Annotated in this window: 21 protein-coding genes and 4 pseudogenes; 18 read left to right on the top strand and 7 right to left on the bottom strand. The window is 69.9% G+C overall.

Translation table 11 applies throughout. The features are described 5' to 3' along the window. Window positions 1-14 precede the first annotated feature (14 nt). From Q5425_RS35245 to Q5425_RS35255, 3 genes are read left to right on the top strand one after another with little or no spacing between them, the layout of a single operon-like run. The gene (locus Q5425_RS35245) at window positions 15-1,202 is read left to right on the top strand and encodes an alpha/beta fold hydrolase (protein WP_308676706.1); all 1,188 of its coding nucleotides are present in this window, start codon (window positions 15-17) and stop codon (window positions 1,200-1,202) included. Continuing rightward, window positions 1,199-2,095 carry an alpha/beta fold hydrolase gene (locus Q5425_RS35250; protein ID WP_308676707.1) on the top strand — a complete coding sequence of 299 codons (897 nt, stop codon included), beginning with the start codon at window positions 1,199-1,201 and terminating at the stop codon, window positions 2,093-2,095. The genes Q5425_RS35245 and Q5425_RS35250 overlap by 4 nt, the downstream gene beginning before the upstream one ends. 11 nt (window positions 2,096-2,106) lie before the next feature. Next, window positions 2,107-2,895 (top strand): enoyl-CoA hydratase/isomerase family protein, encoded by a 789-nt coding sequence (locus tag Q5425_RS35255; protein ID WP_308676708.1) that lies wholly within the window; start codon window positions 2,107-2,109, stop codon window positions 2,893-2,895. Window positions 2,896-2,941: 46 nt separating this feature from the next. On the opposite strand, the pseudogene Q5425_RS45875 reads toward Q5425_RS35255, so the two are convergent. Together Q5425_RS45875 and Q5425_RS35265 are read right to left on the bottom strand one after the other, a co-directional pair. Continuing rightward, window positions 2,942-3,085: pseudogene (locus Q5425_RS45875) on the bottom strand (rhodanese-like domain-containing protein); the annotation flags it as partial. Between the two features lie 581 nt (window positions 3,086-3,666). Next, window positions 3,667-4,950, bottom strand: a complete 1,284-nt coding sequence (locus tag Q5425_RS35265; protein WP_308676710.1) for a glycosyl hydrolase family 8 — start codon at window positions 4,948-4,950, stop codon at window positions 3,667-3,669. A 191-nt stretch (window positions 4,951-5,141) separates the two neighbouring features. On the opposite strand from Q5425_RS35265, the gene Q5425_RS35270 reads away from it, so the two are divergent. Beyond that, on the top strand, window positions 5,142-6,281 hold the full coding sequence (locus Q5425_RS35270) for an ROK family protein (protein ID WP_308676711.1): 1,140 nt from the start codon (window positions 5,142-5,144) through the stop codon (window positions 6,279-6,281). A 12-nt stretch (window positions 6,282-6,293) separates the two neighbouring features. Here Q5425_RS35270 and Q5425_RS35275 read toward each other — a convergent pair whose 3' ends face one another. After that, window positions 6,294-7,088 (bottom strand): FCD domain-containing protein, encoded by a 795-nt coding sequence (locus Q5425_RS35275; protein WP_308676712.1) that lies wholly within the window; start codon window positions 7,086-7,088, stop codon window positions 6,294-6,296. 228 nt (window positions 7,089-7,316) lie between these two features. Here Q5425_RS35275 and Q5425_RS35280 point away from each other — a divergent pair, with 228 nt between their 5' ends. The 12 genes and pseudogenes from Q5425_RS35280 to Q5425_RS35335 all read left to right on the top strand — a co-directional run bounded on the left by Q5425_RS35280 (window position 7,317) and on the right by Q5425_RS35335 (window position 19,454). Beyond that, window positions 7,317-8,684 carry an extracellular solute-binding protein gene (locus Q5425_RS35280; RefSeq protein WP_308676713.1) on the top strand — a complete coding sequence of 456 codons (1,368 nt, stop codon included), beginning with the start codon at window positions 7,317-7,319 and terminating at the stop codon, window positions 8,682-8,684. Beyond that, entirely contained in the window at window positions 8,681-9,586 is a 906-nt protein-coding gene (locus Q5425_RS35285) for a sugar ABC transporter permease (protein WP_308676714.1), read from the top strand. Before Q5425_RS35280 ends, Q5425_RS35285 begins: the two co-directional genes overlap by 4 nt. Further along, on the top strand, window positions 9,576-10,511 hold the full coding sequence (locus tag Q5425_RS35290; protein ID WP_308676715.1) for a carbohydrate ABC transporter permease: 936 nt from the start codon (window positions 9,576-9,578) through the stop codon (window positions 10,509-10,511). The genes Q5425_RS35285 and Q5425_RS35290 overlap by 11 nt, the downstream gene beginning before the upstream one ends. Before the next feature lie 3 nt (window positions 10,512-10,514). After that, window positions 10,515-12,434, top strand: a complete 1,920-nt coding sequence (locus Q5425_RS35295; RefSeq protein WP_308676716.1) for a hypothetical protein — start codon at window positions 10,515-10,517, stop codon at window positions 12,432-12,434. After that, window positions 12,431-13,369 carry an aldo/keto reductase gene (locus Q5425_RS35300; protein ID WP_308676717.1) on the top strand — a complete coding sequence of 313 codons (939 nt, stop codon included), beginning with the start codon at window positions 12,431-12,433 and terminating at the stop codon, window positions 13,367-13,369. The genes Q5425_RS35295 and Q5425_RS35300 overlap by 4 nt, the downstream gene beginning before the upstream one ends. Further along, window positions 13,366-14,205 (top strand): amidohydrolase family protein, encoded by an 840-nt coding sequence (locus tag Q5425_RS35305; RefSeq protein ID WP_308676718.1) that lies wholly within the window; start codon window positions 13,366-13,368, stop codon window positions 14,203-14,205. Before Q5425_RS35300 ends, Q5425_RS35305 begins: the two co-directional genes overlap by 4 nt. Further along, window positions 14,202-15,263 (top strand): alcohol dehydrogenase catalytic domain-containing protein, encoded by a 1,062-nt coding sequence (locus tag Q5425_RS35310; RefSeq protein WP_308676719.1) that lies wholly within the window; start codon window positions 14,202-14,204, stop codon window positions 15,261-15,263. The genes Q5425_RS35305 and Q5425_RS35310 overlap by 4 nt, the downstream gene beginning before the upstream one ends. Continuing rightward, window positions 15,260-16,030 carry an SDR family oxidoreductase gene (locus tag Q5425_RS35315; RefSeq protein ID WP_308676720.1) on the top strand — a complete coding sequence of 257 codons (771 nt, stop codon included), beginning with the start codon at window positions 15,260-15,262 and terminating at the stop codon, window positions 16,028-16,030. Before Q5425_RS35310 ends, Q5425_RS35315 begins: the two co-directional genes overlap by 4 nt. 46 nt (window positions 16,031-16,076) lie before the next feature. Continuing rightward, window positions 16,077-18,059, top strand: coding sequence for a right-handed parallel beta-helix repeat-containing protein (locus Q5425_RS35320; protein ID WP_308676721.1), 1,983 nt, complete (start codon window positions 16,077-16,079; stop codon window positions 18,057-18,059). Between the two features lie 46 nt (window positions 18,060-18,105). Continuing rightward, a pseudogene (locus Q5425_RS35325) lies at window positions 18,106-18,736 on the top strand (IS5 family transposase); the annotation flags it as partial. Between the two features lie 14 nt (window positions 18,737-18,750). Further along, window positions 18,751-19,155 (top strand): hypothetical protein, encoded by a 405-nt coding sequence (locus Q5425_RS35330; RefSeq protein WP_308676859.1) that lies wholly within the window; start codon window positions 18,751-18,753, stop codon window positions 19,153-19,155. Beyond that, window positions 19,113-19,454 (top strand): PA14 domain-containing protein, encoded by a 342-nt coding sequence (locus Q5425_RS35335; protein ID WP_308676722.1) that lies wholly within the window; start codon window positions 19,113-19,115, stop codon window positions 19,452-19,454. The genes Q5425_RS35330 and Q5425_RS35335 overlap by 43 nt, the downstream gene beginning before the upstream one ends. A 392-nt stretch (window positions 19,455-19,846) precedes the next feature. Here Q5425_RS35335 and Q5425_RS35340 read toward each other — a convergent pair. Next, window positions 19,847-20,008: pseudogene (locus Q5425_RS35340) on the bottom strand (short chain dehydrogenase); the annotation flags it as partial. 150 nt (window positions 20,009-20,158) lie between these two features. Here Q5425_RS35340 and Q5425_RS35345 point away from each other — a divergent pair. Then, the gene (locus tag Q5425_RS35345) at window positions 20,159-20,836 is read left to right on the top strand and encodes a TetR/AcrR family transcriptional regulator (protein WP_308676853.1); all 678 of its coding nucleotides are present in this window, start codon (window positions 20,159-20,161) and stop codon (window positions 20,834-20,836) included. A gap of 18 nt (window positions 20,837-20,854) precedes the next feature. Here Q5425_RS35345 and Q5425_RS35350 read toward each other — a convergent pair. The 3 genes and pseudogenes from Q5425_RS35350 to Q5425_RS35360 all read right to left on the bottom strand — a co-directional run bounded on the left by Q5425_RS35350 (window position 20,855) and on the right by Q5425_RS35360 (window position 23,411). Beyond that, window positions 20,855-22,034, bottom strand: a pseudogene (locus Q5425_RS35350) (NADH:flavin oxidoreductase/NADH oxidase family protein). Window positions 22,035-22,222: 188 nt separating this feature from the next. After that, the gene (locus tag Q5425_RS45880; RefSeq protein WP_396135327.1) at window positions 22,223-22,510 is read right to left on the bottom strand and encodes a hypothetical protein; all 288 of its coding nucleotides are present in this window, start codon (window positions 22,508-22,510) and stop codon (window positions 22,223-22,225) included. A gap of 46 nt (window positions 22,511-22,556) precedes the next feature. Beyond that, the gene (locus tag Q5425_RS35360; RefSeq protein WP_308676724.1) at window positions 22,557-23,411 is read right to left on the bottom strand and encodes an alpha/beta hydrolase; all 855 of its coding nucleotides are present in this window, start codon (window positions 23,409-23,411) and stop codon (window positions 22,557-22,559) included. Window positions 23,412-23,565: 154 nt separating this feature from the next. Between Q5425_RS35360 and Q5425_RS35365 the strand changes: the two genes are divergently transcribed. Next, window positions 23,566-24,540 carry an SDR family oxidoreductase gene (locus Q5425_RS35365; RefSeq protein WP_308676725.1) on the top strand — a complete coding sequence of 325 codons (975 nt, stop codon included), beginning with the start codon at window positions 23,566-23,568 and terminating at the stop codon, window positions 24,538-24,540. The last annotated feature ends 20 nt before the right edge of the window (window positions 24,541-24,560 follow it).

Raw genomic sequence — 24,560 nt, forward strand, 5'->3', positions numbered from 1 at the left:
AAGGCCACTCGACGATGAGCAGCTCGACCGTTTCCCGTCCCGGTCCCGTGGTGCTGCACCACCACGGCGCCGGCGCCCGCGCCGTCGTGTTCGTGCACGGCTTCCTCGACGACGCCCTCATCTGGGAGAACCTGATCGGCGCGCTGAGCGCCGAGGGGTTCGAGTTCGTCAGCCTCGACCTCGCCGGCTGCGGGCAACGAGCCGGTGCGGACGGCCCGTTCGACTACGAACGGTTCGCCGCGGACGTCACCGAGGTACTCGACCTGCTGGGCAAGCCGTGCGTGCTCGTCGGGCACAGCATGGGCGGCCCGGTGGCCGAGCTGGTGGCCGCCGCCCGGCCGGAGCAGTGCCTGGGCGTGGTGCTGGTGACCCCGATCCCGCTGGCGGGCGCCGGCCTGCCGGGCCCGGCGGTCGAGCCGTTCCGCGCGCTGGCCGAACAGGGCCCGGAGGCCAACCGGGCCGTCCGGCGGCAGCTGGCCCCGGCCTTTCCCGATCCGGAGCTGGACCGCATCTGCGTGGTCGACGAGGGCGTCCGCGCCGAGGTCGTCCGGGCCCTGGTCACCTGCTGGAACGACGGCCACGACCTGCCCGGGGAGCCCTTCGCGGGACCGGTCCTCGTGGTGCGCGGAGCCCGTGACGGATTCGTCACCGACGAGCTGGCCGCGGCCGCGGCGGCGCGGTACCCCCAGGCCCGCTCGGCTGTGCTCGGCAACGCCGGGCATTGGCCGCACGTGGAGGACCCGGGTGCCGTCGCCGCGCGGCTGGACAGCTTCCTGGCCACGCTGCAGCCGGTGCCCGCGGCGGGCTGGACCCAGGCGTTCGCCGACAAGTCCGCGGAATCCTTCGCCCAAGCCTTCGCCGAGGGCGTGGTGCTCGAGGCGAGCGTGCTGGCGCGACCGGTCCGGGGCCGCGACGCGGTCAAAAAGGTCATGGGCACCGCCAGCGGCATCTACGAGTCCCTGGAGTTCACCGAGCAGTCGCACGAGGACAACCGGTCCTACCTGGAATGGCGCGCGGTCGCCTTCGGCGGCACGGAGTTCGCCGGGGTGACCGTGCTGACCCGCGACGACGGCGGCGAGATCGTCCATGCCGCCATCCACCACCGGCCCCTCGGTGCCGCGCTGCGTTTCTCCCTGGAGTTGCGCGACCGCCTGACGGGCGAAATCCCCTCCGACCACTTCTACGACAGGACCACCCCATGACACGCCGCGAAGACGTCGAATTCACCGCCGAGGGCGGCACCACCCTGCGCGGCTGGCTGTTCCTCCCCGATGGCGACGGGCCCTGGCCGGCCATCACGATGGCCCACGGCTACGCCGGCACCAAAGACCACGGCCTCGAACCGTTCGCGCGGCTGTTCGCCGAGCACGGCTTCGCCGTGCTGCTGCACGATCACCGCGGCTTCGGCGCCAGCGACGGCCAACCTCGCCAGGACGTCGACCCGTGGCAGCAGATCGCGGACTGGCGGCGCGCCGTCTCCTACCTGGAGGACCGGCTCGAAGTCGACGCGGCCCGGATCGGCCTGTGGGGGACCAGCTACGCCGGCGGGCACGCCCTCGTCCTCGGCGCGACCGACCGGCGGCTGCGCTGCGTCGTGGCGCAGGTACCGACGATCAGCGGCTACGAGCAGGGACTGCGCCGCGTGCCCCCGGACGCCCTGGCCGCGCTGGAGGAGGCGTTCGCCGAAGACGAACGGGCGCAGTACCGCGGCGAACCGCTGCGGTACCAGGCCATCGTCGGCAAGGACCCGGCCGTGCCCGCCTCCTACCGCGCGCCGGACGCCATCGACTTCTACCTCCAGCCGTTGCCGGAGGGGGTGTGGGAGAACAAGGTGACCGTCCGCTCGACCCGCGCGGCCCGGATGTACGAGCCGGGCCAGTGGATCTCCCGCGTGTCACCGACCCCGCTACTGCTCGTCGTGGCCGAGCGGGACGTGATCACCCTGACCGACCTGGAACTGGCCGCCTACGAACGTGCCCTGGAGCCGAAACGGCTCGAAATCATCCCCGGCGGCCACTTCGACCCCTACCTGACCGAGTTCGACCGCGCCGGCATCGCCGCCCTGCGGTGGTTCCAGGAACACCTCGCCCAGTGAAGGACGCCACCGTGCCCCACCTGACGTATTCCCTCGACGGCGGCCTGGCCACCGTCGTGCTGGACAACCCGCCGCAGAACCGGATCGGCCGGGACATGGTCGACCAGCTGTCGGCCGCCGTCGACGCGATCGCGGCCAGCGACGCCCGGGCGGTGCTGCTGCGCGCCGAAGGACCGGACTTCAGCTTCGGCGGCGACATCGTGCCGTGGCCGGACTGGAACCGCCGCCAGCTGCGCTCGGCGTTCGAGCACTACCTGTTCACGTTCAACAGGTTCGAACAGCTTCCGCTCCCCGTCATCGCCGCTGTGCACGGCCTGTGCGCCGGCGGCGGGCTCGAACTGGCGGTGCGCGCCGACGTCATCTTCGCCGCCGAGTCCGCGCGGTTCGCCCACCCCGAACAGACCCTCGGCATCGTGACCCTGCTCGGCGGGGTCTACCGGGTGGCCGAGCGGGTCGGGCGCGCCCGGGCCGCCGAGTGGGCGTTGACCTCCGAGCAGATTCCCGCCCGGGTGCTGGCGGAAGCCGGTCTGGTCAACCACGTGGTGCCCGACGGTGAGCTGCGGAGCGAGGCCGAAGCGTTCGCTCGCAAGGTCGCCGGCGGCCCGACCCGGGCGCATGCCGCGCACAAGGCGCTCCTGCGCACCTGGGCGGTCGGCGGGGTCGCCGCGGCCGACGACGTGATGTTCGACGTGGCCCTGCCGCTGTTCGACACCGGTGATGTCGAGGGGGCGCTGAAGTCCGCGGTGGACGCCTTCCACGCGGGGAAGCCGCGCCCGGTCTACGGGTTCCAGGGACGGTGACGCGGAAGTGGGCAGGCCCACCGGGTCTGCCCACTTCCCCGTTCGGTCACCGCTCGATCGGCGCCCGCACCAGCGAGCCGTATTCGGTCCAGGAGCCGTCGTAGTTCTTCACCTCGGGCAGGCCGAGCAGTTCGTGCAGCGCGAACCAGCTGTGGCTCGACCGATCGCCGATCCGGCAGTAGGTGATGGTCCCCCAGTCCGGCGGCTTCGGCCAGCCCGCGCCGGGTGGGCCATCATCGGCCCGATGCCCTTGATCAGCCCGGAGCCGAGGTAGCGGCGGATGCCTTGGATGGTGGCGGGAAGGACGGTGGTATAGGAGGGCACCTTGAACTGTTCGCCGTATTTGGGGTGACTGCCCCACCAGCCTTTCCGCCGCAGGCTCTCCCCGACTTGGGCGCCGGACAGGGAGCCGATGACGGTGAGCAGGTCGGGGCCGGAGCGTTCGGTGGCGCGCGGGCGACGGTGTAGCCGGTGTCTCGCTGGCGTAGGTGATCCGCTCCAGCACACCGTCAAGCTGCGCCAACGTGGACGCATCGAAGGCGGAGTCGCAGCGGACACGAGGATCATTGTGCCGCGCCTCGTCTGGCTGCGAACAGAGTCGCGGACTCACCTATTCATGCTGGCGGCGCCTGGAGAAGCTAGGCCCATCGCGGTGCTGCCTAGGGTCGGCCACCGGCAGGCGTTTGTACCTGGCCGGGGAAAAGGGAAAGCAGGGCGGCAGAGGGTTCCGGTTTTGCCGCCTCGAGTTCTTCTTACGGCCCGGTTTGTCGGTCAGTGGCGGTTGCCGTGCGGTGCCCAGATCCGGAACTGGCCGCTGTCGTAGAGCAGCCCGAGCTGGTAGAGCATGCCGTCGTAATAACGGGCCCGACCGGTCGGGATGGGCGTGTTCCAGAAATCACGGACGAAGGCGTTCTTGTCCGGATTGGTGGCCGAAATCGCGGATGTCGAGTTCATCGCCACGAGCCCTTCGGCGTGCGCGGGTTCGTAGGTGTTCTGGCCGGAGGTCAGCGGCGTGCCGTCGAGGTGGTACCGGCTGACGTACGTGGCGACACCCTGCCCCTGGAAGAAATGCTCCAGCGTGTCGGAGTACCGCGTCTCCCACGGCTTGACGCCGTACCAGGAAGCGTCGACGTTGGCGTTGGCGATGGCTCGCCACGCGTCTTCCTGGAAGTTGTGGTCGTAGGCGTTGTCGGTGACCGTCTCGGTCGGCCGCAGGTACGGTGTGCCGTCGAAGTTGGCGTAGTCCGGCGCCAGTCCCGTCGCCGGGTTCGCCGCGTTCTGCAACAGGTTTTCACCGGCGGTGTACGCCTTGTCCCACAGGTCGCTGTCCGCTGGGTCGGCCGCGGCGAACACCTTGTAGAAACCGGTCAGGCTGTACGACGGATCGGTGAAGCCGACCGCGCCCGGCGGCGAGAACGTCGGCAGGAACGACTTGCGGTCGAACATGTCGACGCCGCCGTGGTCGGACTCGTGCCACATCGCTTGCAGGATCTGCTTCGCCTGCTGCCCGTAGTCGTAGGTCCCGGTCCCGTCACCCCACCGGCCCGACGCGAAGTCGAGCGCCGCGGCGATCCACTGGTCGCCGTCGGGCGCCACGCCGGTGTCGATGATCTTCCCGGTGGTGTCGGTGTGCCAGGCGAAGTAGTACTGCTCGGGCCCGCTCTGGAGCTGCATCTTGGTCTTGGCGAAGTTCCACAACGCGTCGAACTCCTGCTTGTGGCCCAGCTGCACCGAGATCATCATGGCGTACCCCATGCCTTCGGTGCGCACGTCGTGGTTGCCGATGTCCTCGACGTAGGCCAGGTCCGGCGCGAGCTGGTAGTACAGCGTCTGGCCGTCGTACCGGTCGGCGCCGGTGCCCGGATTGCCGTGGAAGAGCTGCTGCCAGGTGGCTTCGACCTTGGCGTCGACCTGTCTCTTCGTGTAGCCGGCGCGGGCGAAAGCGTCGGGATAGGGGCCGGCGTGCAGATTCCCCGGCGGATTGTGGGCGGGGGACGGTGCGGCGAATGCGGTCGCGGATACGGAGGACAACAAAGCGACGGCCGAGAGAATCACGGTGCTGAGTTTCGCTGTCTTGCGCACACGACACCTCCTCGTGTCAGAGCGGGCACGGTGGCTGCGAGGCCGTCGTCAACGTAGGAGCCGGAGATAGCGACAGTCAATAGCCAACTCTGGCCAGAAAGAGAGGAGGTTATTTCAAATCCGGGGCTAACCTTGCTAACGTCACCGGAGTGGAATCGCGACAAATGCGCAATCGGCGCGCAGTTCTCTCCGCGGCACGATTCGGGCGCCCGGTCACGCGCCTCGAGATCGCGCGCACGACCGGGCTCTCGGCCGCCACCGTCTCCGGCCTCGTCGCCGACCTGATCGCCGACGGCGTCCTGGTCGAACTGGAGCGGCGCGTCCCCCCAGCGGGGGTGGCGGGCGGGCGCCCGGCCGCGGCGCTCGCGGTCAACCCGGCGCTGGGCGTGCTGATCGGCGTCCACCTCGCCCACGCCGGGATCCGGATCCTGCTCGCCGGCGTGGACGGCACTGTGCGCGCGGAACACACCCACGACATCGACGTCGACCATCGGCCGGCCGACACCCTCGAGTACGTCGCTTCCACAGCGCTCGACCTCGTCGCCGACCTCGGAATCCCGCACCGGGAACTGCTGGGCGTCGGCGTGGCGGTCTCGGCCCCGGTGCTGCTGCATTCGCAGACCCTCGGCTCACCGCCCATGCTGAACGATTGGGGGGAGGTCGACATCGCGACTCGGCTCCGGAAGCGGATGGGCCTGCCCGTGCACCTCGGCAACGACGCCGACCTCGGCGCGCTGGCCGAATGGCGCCTCGGCGCGGCGGCGTCCGTGGACAACCTCGTTTACGTGATGCTGTCCGAGGGGGTCGGCGCCGGTCTCGTCCTGCAGGGCCGGCTCTACGATGGTGACGCCGGTGCCGCGGGTGAGCTCGGGCACGTCACGGTGGTACCGGACGGGCAGATCTGCCGATGCGGCAGCCGAGGCTGCCTGGAGACGGTCGTCGGTGCCCGCGCACTCGCCACCACACTCGCCCACAGTCACGGTCCCGCCTGCGGCTTCATCGACCTGATCACCCTGGCGCACCGGGGAGACCCCGGCGTCCGACGCCTGCTCGGCGACGCGGGCCGGGCCGTCGGCACCGCCCTGGCCCCGGTCTGCACCGTGCTCAACCCGAAACTGGTCGTCGTCGGCGGCACCCTCGCACAGGCCGGCGAGCCCCTGCTGAGCGGCATCCGGGAAACGCTGGGGCGCGGCGTTTCACCGGTCACCAACCGGACGCCGGAGGTCCTCCCGGGTGCACTCGGCACCGGCGCCGAAGCGCTCGGCGCGGTGATCACGGCGAACCAGTTCGCCGACCTCAGCTGAAGGCCGTCATGACTACGGCTGGGGTCCTGGTGGGACCAGGGGAGGGGGGTGCCGGCCGAAGACGCGTCGCTGGATCTCGCGGCGGTAGTCCTCCAACGTGTTGTCGAGGTGCACGGCGGCGGCTTGGGCGGCGGCCTCCGGGTCGCCGTCCCGGATGGCTTCGTAGATCGCGGCGTGCTCTTCGACCGCCTCCGCGGCATGCCCGCCGACCGTGCCGTGGAGCCCGATGGTGCTGGACTGGTGCTGCAGCCGACGGACTTCTCGGACGGCGGCCAGGAGGAACTGGTTGTGCGATGCGGCGGCGATCCCGAGGTGGAAGTCTTCGTCTCCGCGGTCGAACAGCGCCGCTTCGCCGGTCAGGTGTCCCCGGCGGCAGGTCTCCGCGGCCGCTTCGATCGACCGGAGCTCGACCGGGGTGGCCCGGGTGGCGGCCAGCCTGCTGGCCGTCATCTCCTGGACCCGGCGGAACTCGAACAGCATGTACACGTGGTCCAGGTCGGTCGGCAGGAAGAAGCCCGACCAGCGGGCCGACCCGAGCATCCCCTCGTCGTCGGCGACGTAGAGGCCCCGCCCCTTCTGCGCGCGCACCCGCCCGATGGCGGAGAGGATCTTGATCGCCTCGCGGACCACGGTCCGCGAGGCACCCAGCCGGGTGGCGAGTTCGTTCTCCGTCGGCATCCGGTCACCGGCCTGCAGCCGGAACTCGGCGATGAGCCGGAGGATCTGCTCGGCGACGCGTTCGTACCCGGGGCGGTAGGCGGCCTCCGGGGGCGGCCCGGGCTCGCCTGCTGCGCGCGACTCGTCCACCCAGTCGTCTCCTTCATCGGCGGCTCAGTGCCATGAACCCTACATCTGCCTGACCCCGGAAAGATGTGTATGACTTATTTTCTGGGGTTTGGGTCTTGACGAAGCCACTTCTACCAGCTGTGATAGGTCGCTGTAGAGACCGCCCGCAGCAATGTGTATGACACATATGACGTGTTCGCTACCTCGTCAGGTGTGACCTGCGGGTCCCACGATGAAGTGGAGTGCTTCATGACAGTTCAGGTGCGCGCCCCCGGAGCCAGAGGATCGTCCGGGCGCCGCCGGCGGTATGCGGGCCTGGTCGTAGGCGTCGCGGCCGTCCTCGCCGCGGTCACGGCCTGCGGCAACGGCGGGAACGGCAGTGGTGCCCAGGGCGGGTTCCAGCCGGTGCCGCAGACGGGCGGGAAGATCACCGTCTGGGTCGATTCCACGCGGCTGCCCGCGGCCCAGCTCTACCAAAAGCAGCACCCGTCGGTGCAGATGGACATCGTCACCTACGACGGGGACGCCAACGGCTCGAACTACCTGCAGACCAAGGTGAGCCTGTTCAACCGCACGCGCAGCGGCTGGCCGGACGTGGTGTTCAGCTCGCAGAACAACGAGGTCAGCTGGGCGGTGCAGGCCGGGTTCACGGCACCGCTGAACAAGGGGCAGATCCCCGACGCCACCCTGAGCGGCTGGACCGCCGGGGCCAACGACCCGTGCACGGTCGAGGGCACGCTGTACTGCCTGCGCAACGACCTCGCCCAGACCGTCCTCTGGTACAACGCGCCGCTGATGCAGTCGTGGGGCTACCAGGTGCCGAAGACCTGGGAGGACTACCAGGCGCTGGGCCAGCGGGTCGCTGCCGAGCACCCCGGCTACTTCGTGGGCACGGCCGGCGACAACTTCACCCCGGAGATCTACCTCTGGGCGTCCAAGTGCGGTGCCAACGAGATCACCGGCCCGAAGTCGGTCAAGGTGAACACCACGAGCCCGAACTGCACCCGGATGGCGTCGCTGCTCGACACGCTCGTCAAGAACCGCACGATGTCCACCAGCAGCGTGTTCAGCTCCGACTTCGACAAGAACGCCGCGGACAAGATCCTCATGATGCCCGGGCCGTCGTGGTTCGGCGGCTCGGTGTTCCAGGAGTCGTTCAAGACCCCGGCCGGCCAGATCGCGGCCGCCCCGCTGCCGCAGTGGGCCGGCGACCCGGCCCCGTCGGTCGGCAACGTCGGCGGCGGTACCTGGCTGCTGTCCGCTCACAGCGCCAACCTCAAGGACGCCACCGACTTCCTCACCTGGGTCACCACCTCGGACGAGTACCAGGGCAAGATGGCGCCGGGCTACCCCGCCCACGCGGCGGCGGCGAAGACCTGGCTGGCGAAGCAGTCCTCGAGCAAGTACTACGCCAACGACATCACGGCCCCGCTGCAGGCGGCCGCCCCGCAGGTGTGGCCGGGCTGGGGCTACGGCCAGTTCAGCCAGGAGGCGATCTGGGCCGCGACCGTGACCCCGGGGCTGACCGCAGGCAAGACGATCGTCTCGATGCTGCCCGAGTGGCAGACCGCGATCACGAACTACGCGCGGTCCAACGGGTACGAGGTCAGCCAGTGACCAGCGCCGCCCCGGCCAGGAGCCCGTCGCGACGGCGGGTGTTCTGGCCGGGCCGGGCCGGGCACCTGTTCGTCGCCGCCTACGTCGTCCTGCTGATCGCGTTCGGGGTCGTTCCCACGGTGTACGCGGTGTACTTCGCCTTCACCGACGCGGGGGACGAATTCACCGGTTTCTCGAACTTCGTCGAAGCCGCCGGCGACTTCCGGTACTTGTCCGCGGTCGGGCACGTGGCTCTCTACCTGGTGTGCTGGCTGGTTTCCCTGATCGTGTTCGTGGTCGGGCTCGCATTGCTGCTGCACCGCCTGACCTCGAGCGGGGCGAGCAAGGCCCTGCGCTTCCTGTACTACATCCCGGGTGCGCTGGCCGGGGCCGCGAGCGTGCTGGTGTGGCTGTTCATGCTGGACCCGTCGGTGAGCCCGGTGAGCGCGCTGCTGCGCGTGTTCGGGTTCGACACCTTCGGCCAGGTCGTCGCGCCGGACCACCTCCCGGTCCTGTTCACCCTGATCGCCTTCTGGACCGGGGCGGGCGGCTGGATCGTGGTGATGTACGGCGCCCTGAACAACATTTCCCCCGATCTGCTGGAGGCGGCCCGGATCGACGGCGCGGGACCGTGGCAGACGGCTTGGCGCATCCAGATCCCGTTGCTGCGCAAGTGGATCGTCTACATGGTCATCCTGGCGTTCGCCGGCGGGACCCAGCTGTTCGTCGAACCGCAGCTGCTGTCGCAGGCGAGTGTCGGCGTGGCGGGCCGCGACTACTCGCTCAACCAGCTCTCCTACGACTTCGCCTTCCAGAACAACAACGTGAACACGGCCGCGGCGATTTCGGTGGAGCTGCTGCTGGTCGGGCTGGTCGTCGCCGGCGTGTTCGTTGCACGATCGGGGTTCTTCGATGCCGACTGAAGTCCGCGTTCCCGCGCAAGTGGACGAGCCGGTGCGCCGCGCGGGCGCTCCACGGCGGCGGCGCACCCGGAAACTGCCGAACCCGCTGGCGGCCCTGGTGCTCGTGCTGTTCCTCGTCTTCTTCGTGCTCCCGGTGGCCTGGCTCCTGCTGGCGGCCACGAAGACCGACGACCAGCTCGTGCACGGCAACGCCCTGTCCTTCGGTTCGTGGCACGCCTTGGCGGACAACTGGCACGCGCTCACGTCCTTTCAGGACAACGCGATCTTCTCGTGGCTGGGCAACTCCGCGGTGTACTCGTTCGTCGCGCTCGCGATCACGTTGTGCGTGGCGATCCCGGCCGGCTACGCCCTCGCGATGACCGAGTTCCGCGGCCGGCGCACGCTGCTGGTCGCGACGCTCGTGGTGATGCTGATGCCGAACGCCACCCTCGTGGTGCCGTTGTTCCTCGAGGTGAACGCGGTGCATCTGATCGGCTCGATGTGGTCGGTCATCCTGCCGTACTCGTTCTACCCCTTCGGCGTCTACCTGACCTACATCTACTTCAACACCGCTGTGCCGCGGGACCTGATCGACGCGGCGAAGCTCGACGGCTGCTCGCAGTTCGGCGTGTTCCGCCACGTCGCCCTGCCGCTCGCCGCACCGATCGTCGCCCTTGTCGGCTTCTTCAGCTTCGTGGCCAACTGGACCAACTACTTCCTGCCCTACGTCCTGCTGCCGGAAAGCGACCAGTTCCCGGTCCAGGTCGGCTTGGGCACGCTGCTGAACTCGGTTCCCCAGTTCAACCCGACGGTCGGCACCGCCGCGGTGCAGCGCCCGGAACTGGCGCTGGCCACGTTGCTGGCGATCACGCCGGTCCTCGTCGTCTTCCTGTTCTCCCAGCGCTTCCTGGTGACCGGGATGCTGGCCGGCGCGACCAAGGAGTAACCGATGTATCCCGCCATCACCGCCTCGGTCCCCCTGCTCGAACCACCGGGCTGGGCGATCGCCCAGCGCGAGCTGTTCGAGCTGCTCGACGGGGCTTGGCGCCGGTTCGCCCGCGACTTCACCGCCCCGGACGGACGGTTGGCCTACGACGACGGGCTCACCAGCCGCGACGGCGTCGACGACTTCTACGAGACCTTCTTCAACTGGCCCCAGCTCTACCTGCTCGGCGGCGCCGGCGACCTGCTCGCCGAGTCGGAGCGGCACTGGGAGGGCGTCACCCGGCAGCTGACCGAACTGGGCATGCTGCACGACGAGTACGAACGCGGCTACGACTGGTTCCACCAGGGCGAAAGCCTGCTGCTGCTGTACTTCCTGTGCATGGCCGCGCCCGAGCGGTGGCGGGAGCGCGCGCTGCGGTTCGCGGAGCTCTACGTCGACCCGGCCCACGGCAACTACGACCCCGCGCACCGCATCATCCGCCGCCCCCACAACGGCAGCGATCCGGCGCGGGACGGGCTCTTCGACGGCGGCTCGTACCCCTGGCTGCCCCGAGAAGCCGCGACGTACGGCTTCCCACTGGAATGGCTGCTGCCCGCGGACGCCGAGGAGCCCCCGCGGGATCGCGACCCGCGGCTGGGCGAGCAGATGCGGCGGCGAACGGGGGAGGGGGACACCGCGGTCAACCTGGCCGCCTCCGGGCTCGTCTTCAACGCCTTGCTGCTCTCCGGGGACCAGCGCTACCGCGACTGGCTCGCCGAGTACGTCGGCGCCTGGCGGGAACGCGCGGCGGCCAACAACGGCATCCTCCCCGACAACGTCGCTCCCGACGGCACCGTGGGCGGGCTGCTGGAGGGCCGCTGGTACGGCGGGCACTACGGCTGGTCCTGGCCGCACGGCTGGTACAGCGTCGGGCACGCCGCCGTCGTCGCCGCGCTGGCGGCCGCGCTCGCCACGGGCGACGAGACGTTCACCGACCTGGTGCGCCCGGCACTGGACGAACTCATCGCCCACGGCAAGGTCATGGCCTTCACCGAGGCGGATTCCAGCCTCGGCTCCAAGTGGTCGGTGCAGCTGCGGGAAGACGTGGACACCCCGACGCTGCACGTCCCCTTCCGCCACGACGACCGGGGCTGGTTCGACTACAACCCGGTGCTGATGAGCGTCCCGGCGGCGTTGTGGCACCACTCGGCCGCGCCGGAAGACCGAGAACGCCTCGAGCGGCTGCGCGCAGCCGGCGGTCACGACTGGCGGACCGTGCGGCCGTTCCGCAGCAAGGAGGAGGCCGGGCACGAGGAGCCGTGGCTCGCCTACCTCGCCGGTGACAACCCGGACTACCCGGAGCGGATCCTGGCCGCCGCCCAGGCCCAGGTGCGGCACCGGCTGACCCGCATGGAGCGCCACCGCGGCCGGGCCGTGCCCGAAGCCGACATCCACCTGTGGCAGCAGTCCAACCCCGTGGTCACCGAGGCGCTGGTCCAGCTCACCTGGGGCGCTCCGCAGGTCGTCTACAACGGCGGGCTGCAGCAAGCCCGCGTCCGCTACTACGACGCGCAGGCGGAACGGCCGGGCCTGCCGCCGTCCGTGGCCGCGCTGGTTTCCGGCATCGAGCCCGAAGCGACCGTCGTCGAGCTGGTCAACCTCGACCCGCAGGAGCCGAGGTCGGTGGTCGTCCAGGCCGGGGCGTTCGCCGAGCACCACATCCGCGGCGTCGAGTACAGCGTGTGCGAGGACCCGTCGTGGATCGGCGACCTCTACGACTACGGCCACCGCGAACCGGTCGTGACATCGGCGACGGCCGAACTCGACGGCCCGTGGCTGCGAGTGAACCTTCCCCGGTCCAGCCGGATCCGCCTGACCCTGCGGCTCGCCCTCCGGGTCCGCACACCGTCCTACGCCACCCCGTTCGACGAGCGTGCCGCATGAAGCGACGACCACTCGGCGACACCGGGCTGGAGGTCTCCGAACTCGGCTTCGGCGCCGCCCCGCTGGGCCGGTTGCCCCGGGGCGGGGAACAACGCGGCATCGACGCCGTCCACACCGCGCTCGAGCTCGGCATCACCTTCTTCGACGTTTCCCCGTTCTACGGGAACGCGGAAACCGTGCTCGGCAAGGCGTTGCGCGGTGTCGAGCGCTCGGCCTACGTGCTCGCCACCAAAGTCGGCCGGTACGGCGAGGCGGAGTTCGACTTCGGCGCCGAGCGCGTGACCCGGAGTGTGCGGGAAAGCCTCGACCGGCTGGGGACCGGCCACCTCGACCTCGTGCAGTGCCACGACGTCGAGTTCGGCGACCTCGACCAGGTCGTGCACGAGACGATCCCCGCCCTGCGCGCCCTGCAGGAGACCGGCGTGATCGGCGCCGTCGGCGTGACCGGCTTCCCGTTGCCCGCGCTCGCCCACGTCGTCGGGCGCGCGCCGGTCGACACGATCATCTCCTACTGCCAGTACACGCTGCAGAACCGGCGGCTCGCCGCCTGGCGGGAGTGGTTCGCGCGCCGCGGAACGGCCATGATCAACGCGTCCCCGCTGTCGATGGGCGCGCTCACCAACCGCGGGGCCCCGTCCTGGCACCCCGCGCCGGAGGACATCCTCCGGCGGTGCGCCGAGGCCGTTGCGTTGTGCCGGGACCGGGGCGAGGAACTCGCGCGCGTCGCCCTCCGGTTCGCGGTGGCGACCGGTGGCTTCGCCTCGACGCTGGTCGGCGCGGCCGACCCGGAGGAGGTGCGCCGGGATGTCCGCTGGATCACCGAGCCGGTCGACGAAGACCTGCTGCGCGCGGTCGAGGAGTGCCTCGAGCCGGTCCGCGACCGCTCGTGGCCCAGCGGCCGCCCGGAAAACCAGGAGCCGGAAGTGGCGGCATGACCGCGGTCCTCGACTCCCACCTCCATTTCTGGGATCCGCGGCGGCTGCGCTACCCGTGGCTCGACGACATCGACCGGCTCAACCGGCCGTTCATCCCGGAGCACTTCCCCGCCCGGCACGACGTCATCGTGGTGGAGGCCGGGCGGGTCCCCGGCGACGCCGGCGCCGAGATCGCCTGGATGCGGCGGGAAGCGCGGCAGCACCCGTGGATCCGCGGGATCGTGGCGCACGCCGACCTCGAGCACCCCGGGGAGGCGGGCCGGTTGGCCGGCGACCCGTTCGTGGTCGGTGTCCGGCGCAACGTGCAGGACGAGGCCCCCGGCTTCCTCGAGGGCGCGGACTTCCGCGCGGGTGTCCGCTCGCTCGGGGAGGCGGGGTTGCCGTTCGACGCCTGCGTCCGCGCGCACCAGCTGCCCGAACTGACCGCACTGGCCGAAGCCTGTCCGCGGACCACCATCGTCCTGGACCACCTCGGCAAACCGGCGCCCGGCGGGCCCGGGTACGACCGGTGGCGCCGGGCCCTGCGCCGGCTCGCCCGGCACGCCAACGTGCGGTGCAAGCTGTCCGGCCTGGCCACGGAGACCGTTCCGGGCACCCCGCGCGCGCACGTGGTCGACGCCGTGAAGGAAGCCCTCGACAGTTTCGGACCCGGCCGGTGCCTGTACGGCAGCGATTGGCCCGTCATGACCTTGGCCACCGACCACGAGGCGTGGCTGGACGTCGTGCACGCCGCGCTCGACGGTCACCCCGCGGACGCTGTTCTCCGCCACAACGCCGAGCAGACCTACCTCGCCCGCGCCGGCCACGGGCAAACCGAAGGAAAGGACCCGGAATGAGTGCCCCACCGCAGAGCCCGCCCACCCGGCGGGTCGCCTACTCCGGCCGCCGGAACCTGGTCGTCGAGGCGGCGGATTCCGTGGCGCCGCCACCCGGCCACGTCCGGATCGACGTGGCCTATACCGGGATCTGCGGCACCGACCTGCACATCTACCACGGCGACATGGACGGCCGCGTCCATCCGCCGGGCGTGCTCGGACACGAAATGTCCGGGCTGGTCGCGGAGCTCGGCGCCGGCGTCGAAGGCTGGCGGCCCGGCGACGCCGTGACGGTCATGCCGCTGCGGTGGTGCGGCGAGTGCCCGGCCTGCCGGGCCGGCCACTCCCACATCTGCCACCGCCTGGTGTTCCTCGGCATCGACGCGCCCGGGTCGATGCAGAGCAGCTGGACGGTCCCCGCCGAAACCCTCGTCCGCCTGCCGTACGACCTCCGGCTCGACCACGCCGCGCTGGTCGAGCCGGTCGCGGTGGCCGTGCACGACGTCCGGCGGGCCGCTCTGCAGCCGGGGGAGCGGGCACTGGTGGTCGGCGGCGGGCCGATCGGGCTGCTCCTCGCCGTCGTCGCGCGCCGGTCTGGGGCGGCCGTCCTGCTGGCCGAGCCGGACCCGTTCCGCCGTTCGGTCGCGGAGGGACTGGGCCTGACCGCGCTCGACCCGCGTGCCGAAGGCTTCCCCGCCACCGTCGACCGGTGGACCGGCGGGGAAGGCGCTGCGGTGGCCTTCGAGGTGTCGGGCGCCGAAGCGGGCGTGGCGACGGCGGTCGGCGCGCTGGCCACGAGGGGCCGGCTGGTCCAGGTGGCCATCCACCCGGCGCCCCGGCACATGGACCTCCACCGGTTCTTTTGGCGCGAACTGACGCTGGTCGGCGCCCGCCTGTACGACCGCGACGACTTCACCGCCGCGGTCGGGCTCCTCGGCGAGGGCGCGATCCCGGCCCGCGCCCTGATCTCGCGGACCGAACCGCTCGAGCGGGCCGGAGAGGCCTTCGCGGCCCTCGAATCCGGCGCGGGCGTGATGAAGGTCCTCATCGACTGCCGCGCTGCCGGGGAGGCGCGATGACCCGGCTGTCCCCGTTCGACCTCACCGGCCGGTTGGCGGTGGTCACCGGCGCCCGCCGGGGGATCGGCCTCGGCATCGCCGAGGCGCTGGCCGCCGCTGGCGCGGACATCGTGGCCGTCAGCGCCCAGCAGGAGCCTTCGGGCAGCGAGGTCGAAAAGCGCGTCACCGCGCTCGGCCGCACCTGCACCGCGCTGAGCGCAGACTTCACCGAACGGGCCGCCGTCGCGGAGCTGGCGGACGCCCTCGCCGGGCTCGGGCGACCGGTCGACATCCTCGTCAACAACGCCGGCACGATCGCCCGGGCCCCGGCCGCCGAACACCCCGACGCGGACTGGGACCGCGTCATCACCGTCGACCTCAGCAGCCAGTTCACCCTCACCCGGGAGGTCGGCCGGCGCATGCTCGAGCGCAGCCGGGGCAAGATCGTGTTCACCGCTTCGCTGCTGAGCTTCCAAGGCGGCATCAACGTCCCCGGGTACGCCGCGGCGAAATCAGGCATCGCCGGGCTCACCCGCGCCCTGGCCAACGAATGGGCGGGACGTGGCGTGAACGTCAACGCGATCGTCCCCGGCTACGTCGAAACGGACAACACCCAAGCGCTGCGAGCGGATCCCGGCCGCTTCGCCGCGATTCTCGACCGCATCCCGGCCGGCCGCTGGGCGCGGCCCGAGGACTTCGGCGGCGTCGCCGTCTTCCTGGCCTCCGCGGCGTCGGACTACGTGCACGGCGCACTGGTCCCCGTCGACGGCGGCTGGCTGGGCCGCTGAACGCGCTCCCGTTTTCCCCACCGCAGGATCCTCAAGGAGGATGATCATGCGTCACCCCGTCAAGAAGGTGCTGGCGGCGCTGGCCGTCAGCACCGCCGCAGCGGCACTGACCGCCGTCCCGGCGCAGGCAGCCGGAATTCCCGGCTTCACGATCGTCGTGGCTCCGCACGGCAACGATCACAACCCCGGCACGGCCGGCCGTCCGGTCGCCACCCTGCAGCACGCCCAGAAGCTCGCCCGCACGCTGTCCGCGCTGGCGGACGTCCACGTCGAACTCGCGGGCGGCACGTACCGGCTGAGCGCCCCGCTGAAGTTCACCGGCGAGGACTCCGGCCGGGGCGGCCACACCATCACCTGGCAGGCCCGCCCCGGCCAGAAGCCGGTCCTATCCGGGGGCCAGGCGGTGAAGGGCTGGCAGCTGCACGACCCAGCAGCGAACATCTATGTCGCCGACGTGCCGAAGGGAGCCGATTCGCGGCAGCTCTACATCGACGGCGCGTCGGCTCCCCGGGCCGCGATCACCATCGCGCGCACCGATGTCCAGGTCACCACCACCGGACTGACGATCGTCAACCCGGCGTTGAACTACCTGGCTTCGCTGCCCGCCCAGAACCGGATCGAGGTGGAGAGCCAGAACTCCTTCACCGACCGGTACGCGCCGGTGCAGAGCATCTCCGGTACCACCATCACCATGCAGCAACCGGCCTGGAACAACAACAACTGGGGCTACGACACCCTCGCCCGGCCCTTCGCGGGCGGGACACTGCTGCTGGAGAACTCGTACGCCTTCCTGCAGAGCGGGCAGTGGTACCTCGACCCGGCCGCCGGGAAGCTGTACTACAAAGCCGCACCGGGACAGTCCCCGGCGGGCAAGGACGTGGAACTGCCGCGCCTGACGTCGTTGCTCCAAGTGAGCGGAACCTACGACCGCCCGGTCCGCAACCTCGCCTTCCACGGCCTGAGCTTCGAGCACACGACTTGGCTCGAGCCCGGGACGTCGATCGGCTACGCCGACCAGCAAAGCGGTGCGTTCCTCGCTTCGGCGTTCCCCCAGCCCGCCGACTTCCTGACCTCCTGCCAGATCGGCTGCCCGCAGTTCGAAGCGGCACGCAACAGCTGGCACCAGGTCCCCGCCGCCGTCCAGGTCTCGGCCGCGGACACCATTTCGTTCGAGGGCAACACGTTCGCCCACCTCGGCCAGGTCGCCCTTGGCATCGGCAACGACGCCAACGCCCACGCGAGCGGCATCGGTCTCGGCGCGTCCGGCATCACCGTGCGGCGCAACACCTTCACCGACGACGCCGGCTCCGGCATCGTGGTCGGCGGCGTGCAGCCCGACGCGCACCACCCGAGCAACCCCGCGATGACCACCAAGAACGTCACCATCAGCGACAACCTCGCCACGAACGTGGCGCGGGACTACAAGGACATGGCCGGGATCCTCAGCACCTACGTCACCCACGCCGTCATCGAGCACAACGAGGTGTCCGACCTCGCCTACGACGGCATCGACGTCGGCTGGGGCTGGGGCGCCAACGACCCGGGCGGCAGCCAGGACTACCGCAACCGCGGCCTGTACAACTACCAGCCCGTGTACACCACGCCGACCACGCTGAAGGACACCGTCGTCCGCTACAACCTGGTGCACGGCACAAAGAAGGTCTTCCACGACGGCGGCAGCATCTACAACCTCTCCGCCAACCCCGGCGCGGTCATCGACCGGAACTACATCTACGACAACCACACCACCGTGGGCCTGTACCTGGACGAAGGATCGCGGTACGTGAGCCTGTCGAGCAACGTCATCCAGGACGCCGGGGTCTGGGCGTTCACCAACGCGAGCAGCACCAACAACACCAACGACAACACCTTCACCGGCAACTGGTACAACAACGGCGCCACCCAGGTCGCGACCGGCGCCCCGCACAACAACATCCTCAACGGCAACGTCAAGATCACCGACGGAAACTGGCCACCGGCCGCGCAGGACGTGATGCGCAACGCGGGCATCTCGCCAACGCAGCCGTAGGGCCTGTCCTCAAAGCTGGTGCGGTGATCTGCTTTGATCTTCGGTCGTGGTGCGCAGGCATGAGTTGACCGACGAGCAGTGGCAGGTGATCGAGCCGTTGCTGCCGGTGTCGGGTGCGAAGGGGCGTCCGCGGTTGGATGACCGGCGGGTGATCAACGGAATGTTGTTCAAGGCCAAGACCGGTGTCGCGTGGCGGGACCTGCCGCAACGGTATGGGCCGTGGAAGACGGTCTACAACCGGTTCTGGCGCTGGTCACGCACCGGCACCCTCTCCGCCCTGGTGGCCCAAGTGCAGGTGCTGGCCGAGGTGATCGACGAACTCGACCGCGAGGTCTCGGTCGACTCCAGCATCGTGCCGGCGCACCAGCACGCCGCCGGCGCCCGCCGCACGGCCGCGTCTCACACAGGGGGAAACCGCGGCCTGCGGAGGACACAGCGAACCAGATGATCATGCCATCGGCCGGTCCCGAGGCGGACTTACCACCAAGATTCACCTCGCCTGTGACGGCCACGGACGGCCGCTATCGATCGTGCTGACCGGCGGCAACGTCAACGACTGCACCCAGTTCACCACGGTCATGGCCGGTGTCGAATTCCGACCGACAGCGCGGGCCGGACTTCGTCGCAGGAATGGGGCACCCGCGACCTGCCGCTGTCGACCACCGACGCGGCCGGACGCAAGTCGACGACCGTGTACGACTACGCCGACCGGCCGGTGGATTCCTACGGCCCCGCTCCCGCGTCCTGCTTTTCCGGTCAGCTGCCGGCCGCGAGCTGTCCCGGCGGCATGGCGCACGGCCACAATTCCTACGACGAAGGCATCAACGGCCTGGTCGCCGCGTACTACGACAACATGACGCTCTCCGGCGTGCCGAAGGTCCAGCGCACCGGCATCGGCCCGGCGGACGGCACGATCAAGAGCTCGTGGGAGTACAGCAACGACGTCGTCCCGGGGATCAGTTCGGACTCCTTCTCGCTGCGGCTCACCGGTGACCTGGTCTTCCCCGCCGCGGGGGCTACAAGCTGCGGGCCAACGTCGACGACGGCATCCGCATGTGGATCGACGATCAGCTCGTCATGGACTACTGGCAGGTGAGCAATCCGACGGTGCGGGAAGCCACCGTCCACAGTGACGCTGCGGGACAGGGCAAGAGGATCCGCATCGACTACTACGACAACGGCGGGTACGCCAAGCTCGACCTGACCTGGGTCGCCCCCGGCAAAGCCGAGGAATTCGTTCCCGGAACGGCGTTGAAGCCCCGGTACGGCTTGAAGACCTCGACGACGGCGTCGGAGTCCGGCGGGGGAGCCCGGCGGTCAACCAGGGCAGCATGGCGAAGCTCACCACGTCCCCGGCGCCCGCGTCCGGCCCGGCCCGGGTCGACGAGCTGGTGATCGACGCCTCCGGGCACGTGGTCGCCGAGGCCACGGGCGGAGAATGGACCTGCACCACCTTCGATCCGCGGGACCGGCCGCTGGAGGAGAAGGTGCCGGCGAGCAAGGACGCCCCGGCGCGCACGGTGACGCACAACTACGCCGTGGGCGGCGACCCGCTGACGAGCTCGATCTCCGACGACAAGGGCACGGTCACCACCACCGTCGACCTCGCCGGGCGGATCAGCTCCTACACCGACGTCAACGGCGTGCGCACGACGACCGGTTACGACCAGGCCGGCCGGGCCACCACCTCGACGGTCACCCCGCCCGATCCGGCGGACCCGCCGCGGACAGTTTCGTTCACCTACGACGACCCGGCCGGGTTCGCTCGGAGAAACTGGGCGACACGACGCGGCGGTGTGCACGGTGCCCGGCAGGCGCGGGTGCGGCTGGTCGGTCTTGGCGAGGAGGACGACGTTGGCGTCATCGCGGGCCGCCCGGACGGCGATCGCGAGCCCGATTCCGCGGCTCCCGCCCGACATGAGCAGGGTGCGTCCCTTCAACGTGGTCATGGTCGGCCTTCCTGGTGGAGAGTGCGGCGAGTGCCGCCGCCATGGTGTAACAAAGTTACACTGGACCGTAACGAGGTTACGATAATGTGGCAAGTGCTCTTGAGTGGCGGTGTCGGCCGCGGGATGGGATCGGGTGAAACGATGGGGACCATGTCAGGGGATGTGACTGCCGGCGGGGTGCCGGAGCGGCTGGTGCAGGCCACGATCGGACTGCTGGCCGAGCAGGGGCCGGCCGCGATCAAGGCGCGGACGGTGGCGTCCGCGATCGGGCTGACGACGTCGACCGTCTATCACCACTTCGGCGGGATCGCCGAGTTGGTAGCCGCGGTCGCCGACCACGGTTTCCGGGAGCTGGACAGCGCGTTCGCCGAGTTGCCGGTGACCGACGACCCGGTGGCGGACCTGTTCGCGATGGCGTTGACCTGCCGGCGCGTCGCGCGGGAGAACCCGCACCTCTACGACCTGATGTTCGGCCTGTCGACGCGGTCGACCTACCGGCCGCTCGCCGAGCCGGAGACGCGGCGGAGCGGGCGTTCGCGTGCCTTCCGTGGCGCCCACCTGCATGTCACCCGCGCCTGTGAACGGCTGGTGGCCGCCGGCCGGGCTCGAGCCCAGGATCCCGAGGTCATCGCCGCGCAGCTGTGGAGTTTCGTCCACGGCTACGTCGCCCTCGAGCTGGCCGAGCACTTCGCCGAGTTCACCGATCCGGTCACCCAGGTGCTGCTGCCGCTGGGGGTCAACTTCGCGGTCGCGCTCGGCGACGCGCGCGAGCGAGCCGAAGCCTCGCACCAGGCTGTGCTGCAGCGCGCGGCGACGAGCGTTCGCTGAAGCCCGGGTGCGCAGAACTCACGACGAGCCGCCGCGCTTCGGCCGTAACGACATCCGTCCGTTGCGGCGGATCATCGCAATCGCGGTGGCGAGGCGGCCGCGAGCCAGGTCGGGTTCGAGCCCTGAGCCCAGCCGGTGCAGCTGGTCGGTGTGCCAGCTGAGTTCCAGGATCCCGTCCAGGGTCTTGAGGTCGGTGACCTTGGCCAGGACCCGGCGGAGCCCGGCTCGTACCTGGTGGGAGACAACCGTTTCGGCACGTCCGGAGAGGATCGCATCGGCCGCGTCGGGCGTCGTCGCGGAGGGCCGGCCGATACCGACGACGTCGCACTCGCCGTCCGCGATCGCCGTGGCCATCCCCGCCCGGGACCGGAACCCGCCGGTGACGGCCAGCGGAACGTCTCCCACGAGGCTGTGGACCGTCCGTGCGTACTCCAGGAAGTAGGCTTCGCGCGCCCGGGTGCTGGCCGCCGCGGTGCCCATCATGGCCGGCTGTTCGTAGCTCCCGCCACTGATCTCGATCAGGTCGATTTCTTCCTTCGCCAGCGCCGCCACGACGTCACGGGACTCGCCTTCGGTGAAACCGCCGCGTTGGAAATCGGCCGAATTCAGCTTGATGCTCACCGAGAAGCCGGGCGTCACCCGCGTTCGGATGCGTCGCACGACCTCGAGCACGAACCGCCTCCGGCGTTCCGGGTCACCGCTCCAGGCGTCGGTGCGCTGGTTCGACAGCGGCGACAGGAACTGGGCGACCAGGTAGCCGTGCGCACCGTGCACCTGGACACCGTCGAAGCCCGCGGTCTCGCAGACCGCCGCCGCGGTGGCGAACCGTTCGATGATGTCTTCGATTTCGCTGTGCGTCAGCTCGCGGGGTGTGCTCGCGCCGGGAACGCTGAGCGGGATCGGGCTCGGGGCAACGGGGGTCGAGCGGGTTCGCCTGCCGTCCAGGGTGGTTGAGCTGTGCCCAGATCGGCACACCGGCGTCTTGGGTGGCCTTGGCCCAGCGGCTCAGGGCCGAAAGGTGGCGCTCATCCTCGATCACGATGTTGCCGGGCTCGCCCAGTTGTGTCCTATCGCTCATGACGTTGCCGGTGATGACCAAGCCGTAGCCACCGCGGCTCCAGGTCCGGTAGAGCTGCTCGAGCCGTCCGTCCGGGGCGTTCTGCTTGTCGCCGAGCCCTTCGCTCAGTGCGGGCTTCATGATCCGGTTGGGCAGCACCCGGCCGGATGGCAGCGTCAAGGGGTCGTGCAGTGCGGTCACGGAGTTCGACCTTTCCGGTCTCGGGATTCCAGGGGGCGTCGCTGCCCGCTATTCGGTCGACAGCAGTTCGCCGAGTGCTCCGCGGTGACGCTCCAGCCAAGCTGCTTCCTCGCCTGGCGCCGGCATGATCAGGCCGGCTTCCATGATGGACGTCGGGTTGAGCTCGTCGAGTCCGACCAGCAGACTGCGCCGATCTGTCCGGTGATCGCGGTCCACGCCTCCGACAGCCGGGTCAGCAGCTCGGCGCGCGACGCCCGGTCCCGGCCGGCCCGGATCTTTCCCCCGATCACGGAGACCGTGTTGGGTTTGCCGGCGGTGAAGAAGGACATCGGCTCGTATTCGGTGAACACGACGTTGACGAACCCGCGAGGTGTGCTCGTGACCGAGGTGTGGATGCCGGTGATCGCTTCGGCCAGCTCGGCGCGGTGACTTCGTTACAAACCGTCGGCAAGCCGTCGGGGTTCACCGCCCGAGGAATTCGAGGGCCTGGGGGACGAACTCGTGGTGGTGTTGGAAGATGCCGCCGTGCCCGGCGTCGGGGTAGATCTTCAGCTCGGCGTTCGGCAGGCGCCGGGCCAGGTCGGCCGAGTTCTTCGTCGGCACCATCCTGTCGTTGTCGCCGTTGGCGACGAGCACGGGCACCTTGACGACCGAGAGGTCGGACGGCTTCTCCAGCCCCCAACGGTGGATGGCCGAGAGTTGCGAGAAGTAAGACTTGAGGGCAATCGCCTTGTCCCGGTTGTTCGTGCGCTCCTGCAAGCGGGCCAGGAACTCCTTGCCCGCCCGGCGCCCGTTCGCGGTCCTGGTGAAGAACAGGAACTGCTTCGGGTCCTGGAACGTGAGCAGTCCGCGGACTGTGTCCAGATGCGACAGCTTGGTCACGTTCTTGATGCCCTCGCCGCCGGCGGGGCCCGTCCCCGCGATGATCAGCTTGCGGATCAGCTGCGGCTCTTCCTGGGCGATCACCTGGGCGATCATGCCGCCCATCGAGAAGCCGAGGATGTCGACCTTCGTCAGCCCCAGCGCCTGGATGAAGGTGACCGCGTCGGCCGCCATCGCCTGGATGGTCTTCGGCGTCGTGCCGGTGGACGCGCCGACTCCCTGGTTGTCGAAAGTGATCACCCGGTGGTGTGCGGCGATGCCGTCGACGACGCGGGGGTCCCAGTTGTCCAGCACCGCCGCCAGGTGGTTGAGGAAGATCACCGGCGTGCCGGTGTCCGGGCCGAGCTGCCGGTAGGCGTAGGTGACTCCGTGGACGTCGATGGTCTTGGTGGGCGCGTCCTGGTAGCGCGTGATCACGGTCATCGTAGTTCCCATCTATTTGGATTATGACCGTACTACCATAAGTCGCTCTGAGGCCGGGGCGCAAGGGGTTTCAGTGGCTTTGAATTATGACCGTAATTACATCGTTGACCGCCATGGGTCGAGCGAAGTGTTGCCACCAGGTTGTAACGAAGTTATGTTGTCCGTCATGAAACGAGACTTAGCAGGTAGAAGGCTGGTCGTGACGGGCGCGGCCCGCGGGATCGGGGAGCAGGTGGCCCGCATCGCCGCCGCTCGTGGCGCGCGCCTCGCCCTGGTCGGGCTCGAGCCCGACCGGCTGAGGAGCCTCGCGGGCGAACTCGGGCCGGGCACGGTCTGGCGGGAGGCTGATGTGCGCGACGGCGCCGCCCTGCAGGCGGCGATCGACCGCTGCGCGCAAGTCATGGCCGGCGTCGATCTCGTCGTCGCGAACGCCGGTGTCGCGGCCTACGGGACGGTCCGGCAGATCGACGAGGCTTCGTTCGAGCGAGTCGTGGACATCAATTTGAACGGCGTCTTCCGCACGTTGAAGTACGCGACTCCGCACCTCGAGCGCAGCCGGGGGCACGTGACCGTCGTGGCCTCGGCGCTGTCCTTCATGCCCCTGGCGGGGATGGCGGCCTACGGTGCCAGCAAGTCCGCGGCCGAACTGCTCGCGCTCGCCTATCGGCAGGAGGTGGCCCACCTCGGCGTCACGGTCGGCCTCGTGCACCCCTCGTGGATCGACACGGACATCGTGCGCGGCGCCGACGCCGACCTTCCGTCGTTCGGGCGGCTCCGCAGCCGGTTGCCCTACCCTGGCAACGTAACCACGAGCGTCGACAAGGCGGCGACGGCCATCGTCGACGGGCTCGTGCGCCGGCGCAGCCGCGTCTACGTGCCACGCGCGGTCGCCGTGGCCAACTGGCTCAAGGGCGCCCTCAACTCGCCGCTGGCGTGGCCTTGGATGCGGCGCTTCGCGAGCCGGGCGGTTCCCGCGCTCGAGCGCGAGGTCGAGGCGCTCGGCCGGAACGACCAGCTCGTGCCAGGCCGGGGACTCTCTGAAAAAGCCGCGCTTGCCGCACACATTATAACTTCGTTACACTTGATTGTAACCTCGTTACACTCACGGTGGCGCAACGCCGCCCACCACCTGCGGAAGTGAAAGCAATGACAAACACAGAA

It is taken from the genome of Amycolatopsis sp. A133 (assembly GCF_031082405.1).
Taxonomy (GTDB): domain Bacteria; phylum Actinomycetota; class Actinomycetes; order Mycobacteriales; family Pseudonocardiaceae; genus Amycolatopsis.

Excerpts from the sequence above, each read along its gene's own strand:
- Q5425_RS35270 (WP_308676711.1), top strand. The coding sequence starts at position 5,142 with ATGCGCAATCGGCGCGCAGTTCTCTCCGCGGCACGATTCGGGCGCCCG.
- Q5425_RS35280 (WP_308676713.1), top strand. The coding sequence starts at position 7,317 with ATGACAGTTCAGGTGCGCGCCCCCGGAGCCAGAGGATCGTCCGGGCGC.
- Q5425_RS35315 (WP_308676720.1), top strand. The coding sequence starts at position 15,260 with ATGACCCGGCTGTCCCCGTTCGACCTCACCGGCCGGTTGGCGGTGGTC.
- Q5425_RS35310 (WP_308676719.1), top strand. The coding sequence starts at position 14,202 with ATGAGTGCCCCACCGCAGAGCCCGCCCACCCGGCGGGTCGCCTACTCC.
- Q5425_RS35295 (WP_308676716.1), top strand. The coding sequence starts at position 10,515 with ATGTATCCCGCCATCACCGCCTCGGTCCCCCTGCTCGAACCACCGGGC.
- Q5425_RS35250 (WP_308676707.1), top strand. The coding sequence starts at position 1,199 with ATGACACGCCGCGAAGACGTCGAATTCACCGCCGAGGGCGGCACCACC.
- Q5425_RS35290 (WP_308676715.1), top strand. The coding sequence starts at position 9,576 with ATGCCGACTGAAGTCCGCGTTCCCGCGCAAGTGGACGAGCCGGTGCGC.
- Q5425_RS35305 (WP_308676718.1), top strand. The coding sequence starts at position 13,366 with ATGACCGCGGTCCTCGACTCCCACCTCCATTTCTGGGATCCGCGGCGG.
- Q5425_RS35365 (WP_308676725.1), top strand. The coding sequence starts at position 23,566 with ATGAAACGAGACTTAGCAGGTAGAAGGCTGGTCGTGACGGGCGCGGCC.
- Q5425_RS35345 (WP_308676853.1), top strand. The coding sequence starts at position 20,159 with ATGTCAGGGGATGTGACTGCCGGCGGGGTGCCGGAGCGGCTGGTGCAG.
- Q5425_RS35245 (WP_308676706.1), top strand. The coding sequence starts at position 15 with ATGAGCAGCTCGACCGTTTCCCGTCCCGGTCCCGTGGTGCTGCACCAC.
- Q5425_RS35300 (WP_308676717.1), top strand. The coding sequence starts at position 12,431 with ATGAAGCGACGACCACTCGGCGACACCGGGCTGGAGGTCTCCGAACTC.
- Q5425_RS35320 (WP_308676721.1), top strand. The coding sequence starts at position 16,077 with ATGCGTCACCCCGTCAAGAAGGTGCTGGCGGCGCTGGCCGTCAGCACC.
- Q5425_RS35335 (WP_308676722.1), top strand. The coding sequence starts at position 19,113 with ATGTGGATCGACGATCAGCTCGTCATGGACTACTGGCAGGTGAGCAAT.
- Q5425_RS35360 (WP_308676724.1), bottom strand. The coding sequence starts at position 23,411 with ATGGGAACTACGATGACCGTGATCACGCGCTACCAGGACGCGCCCACC.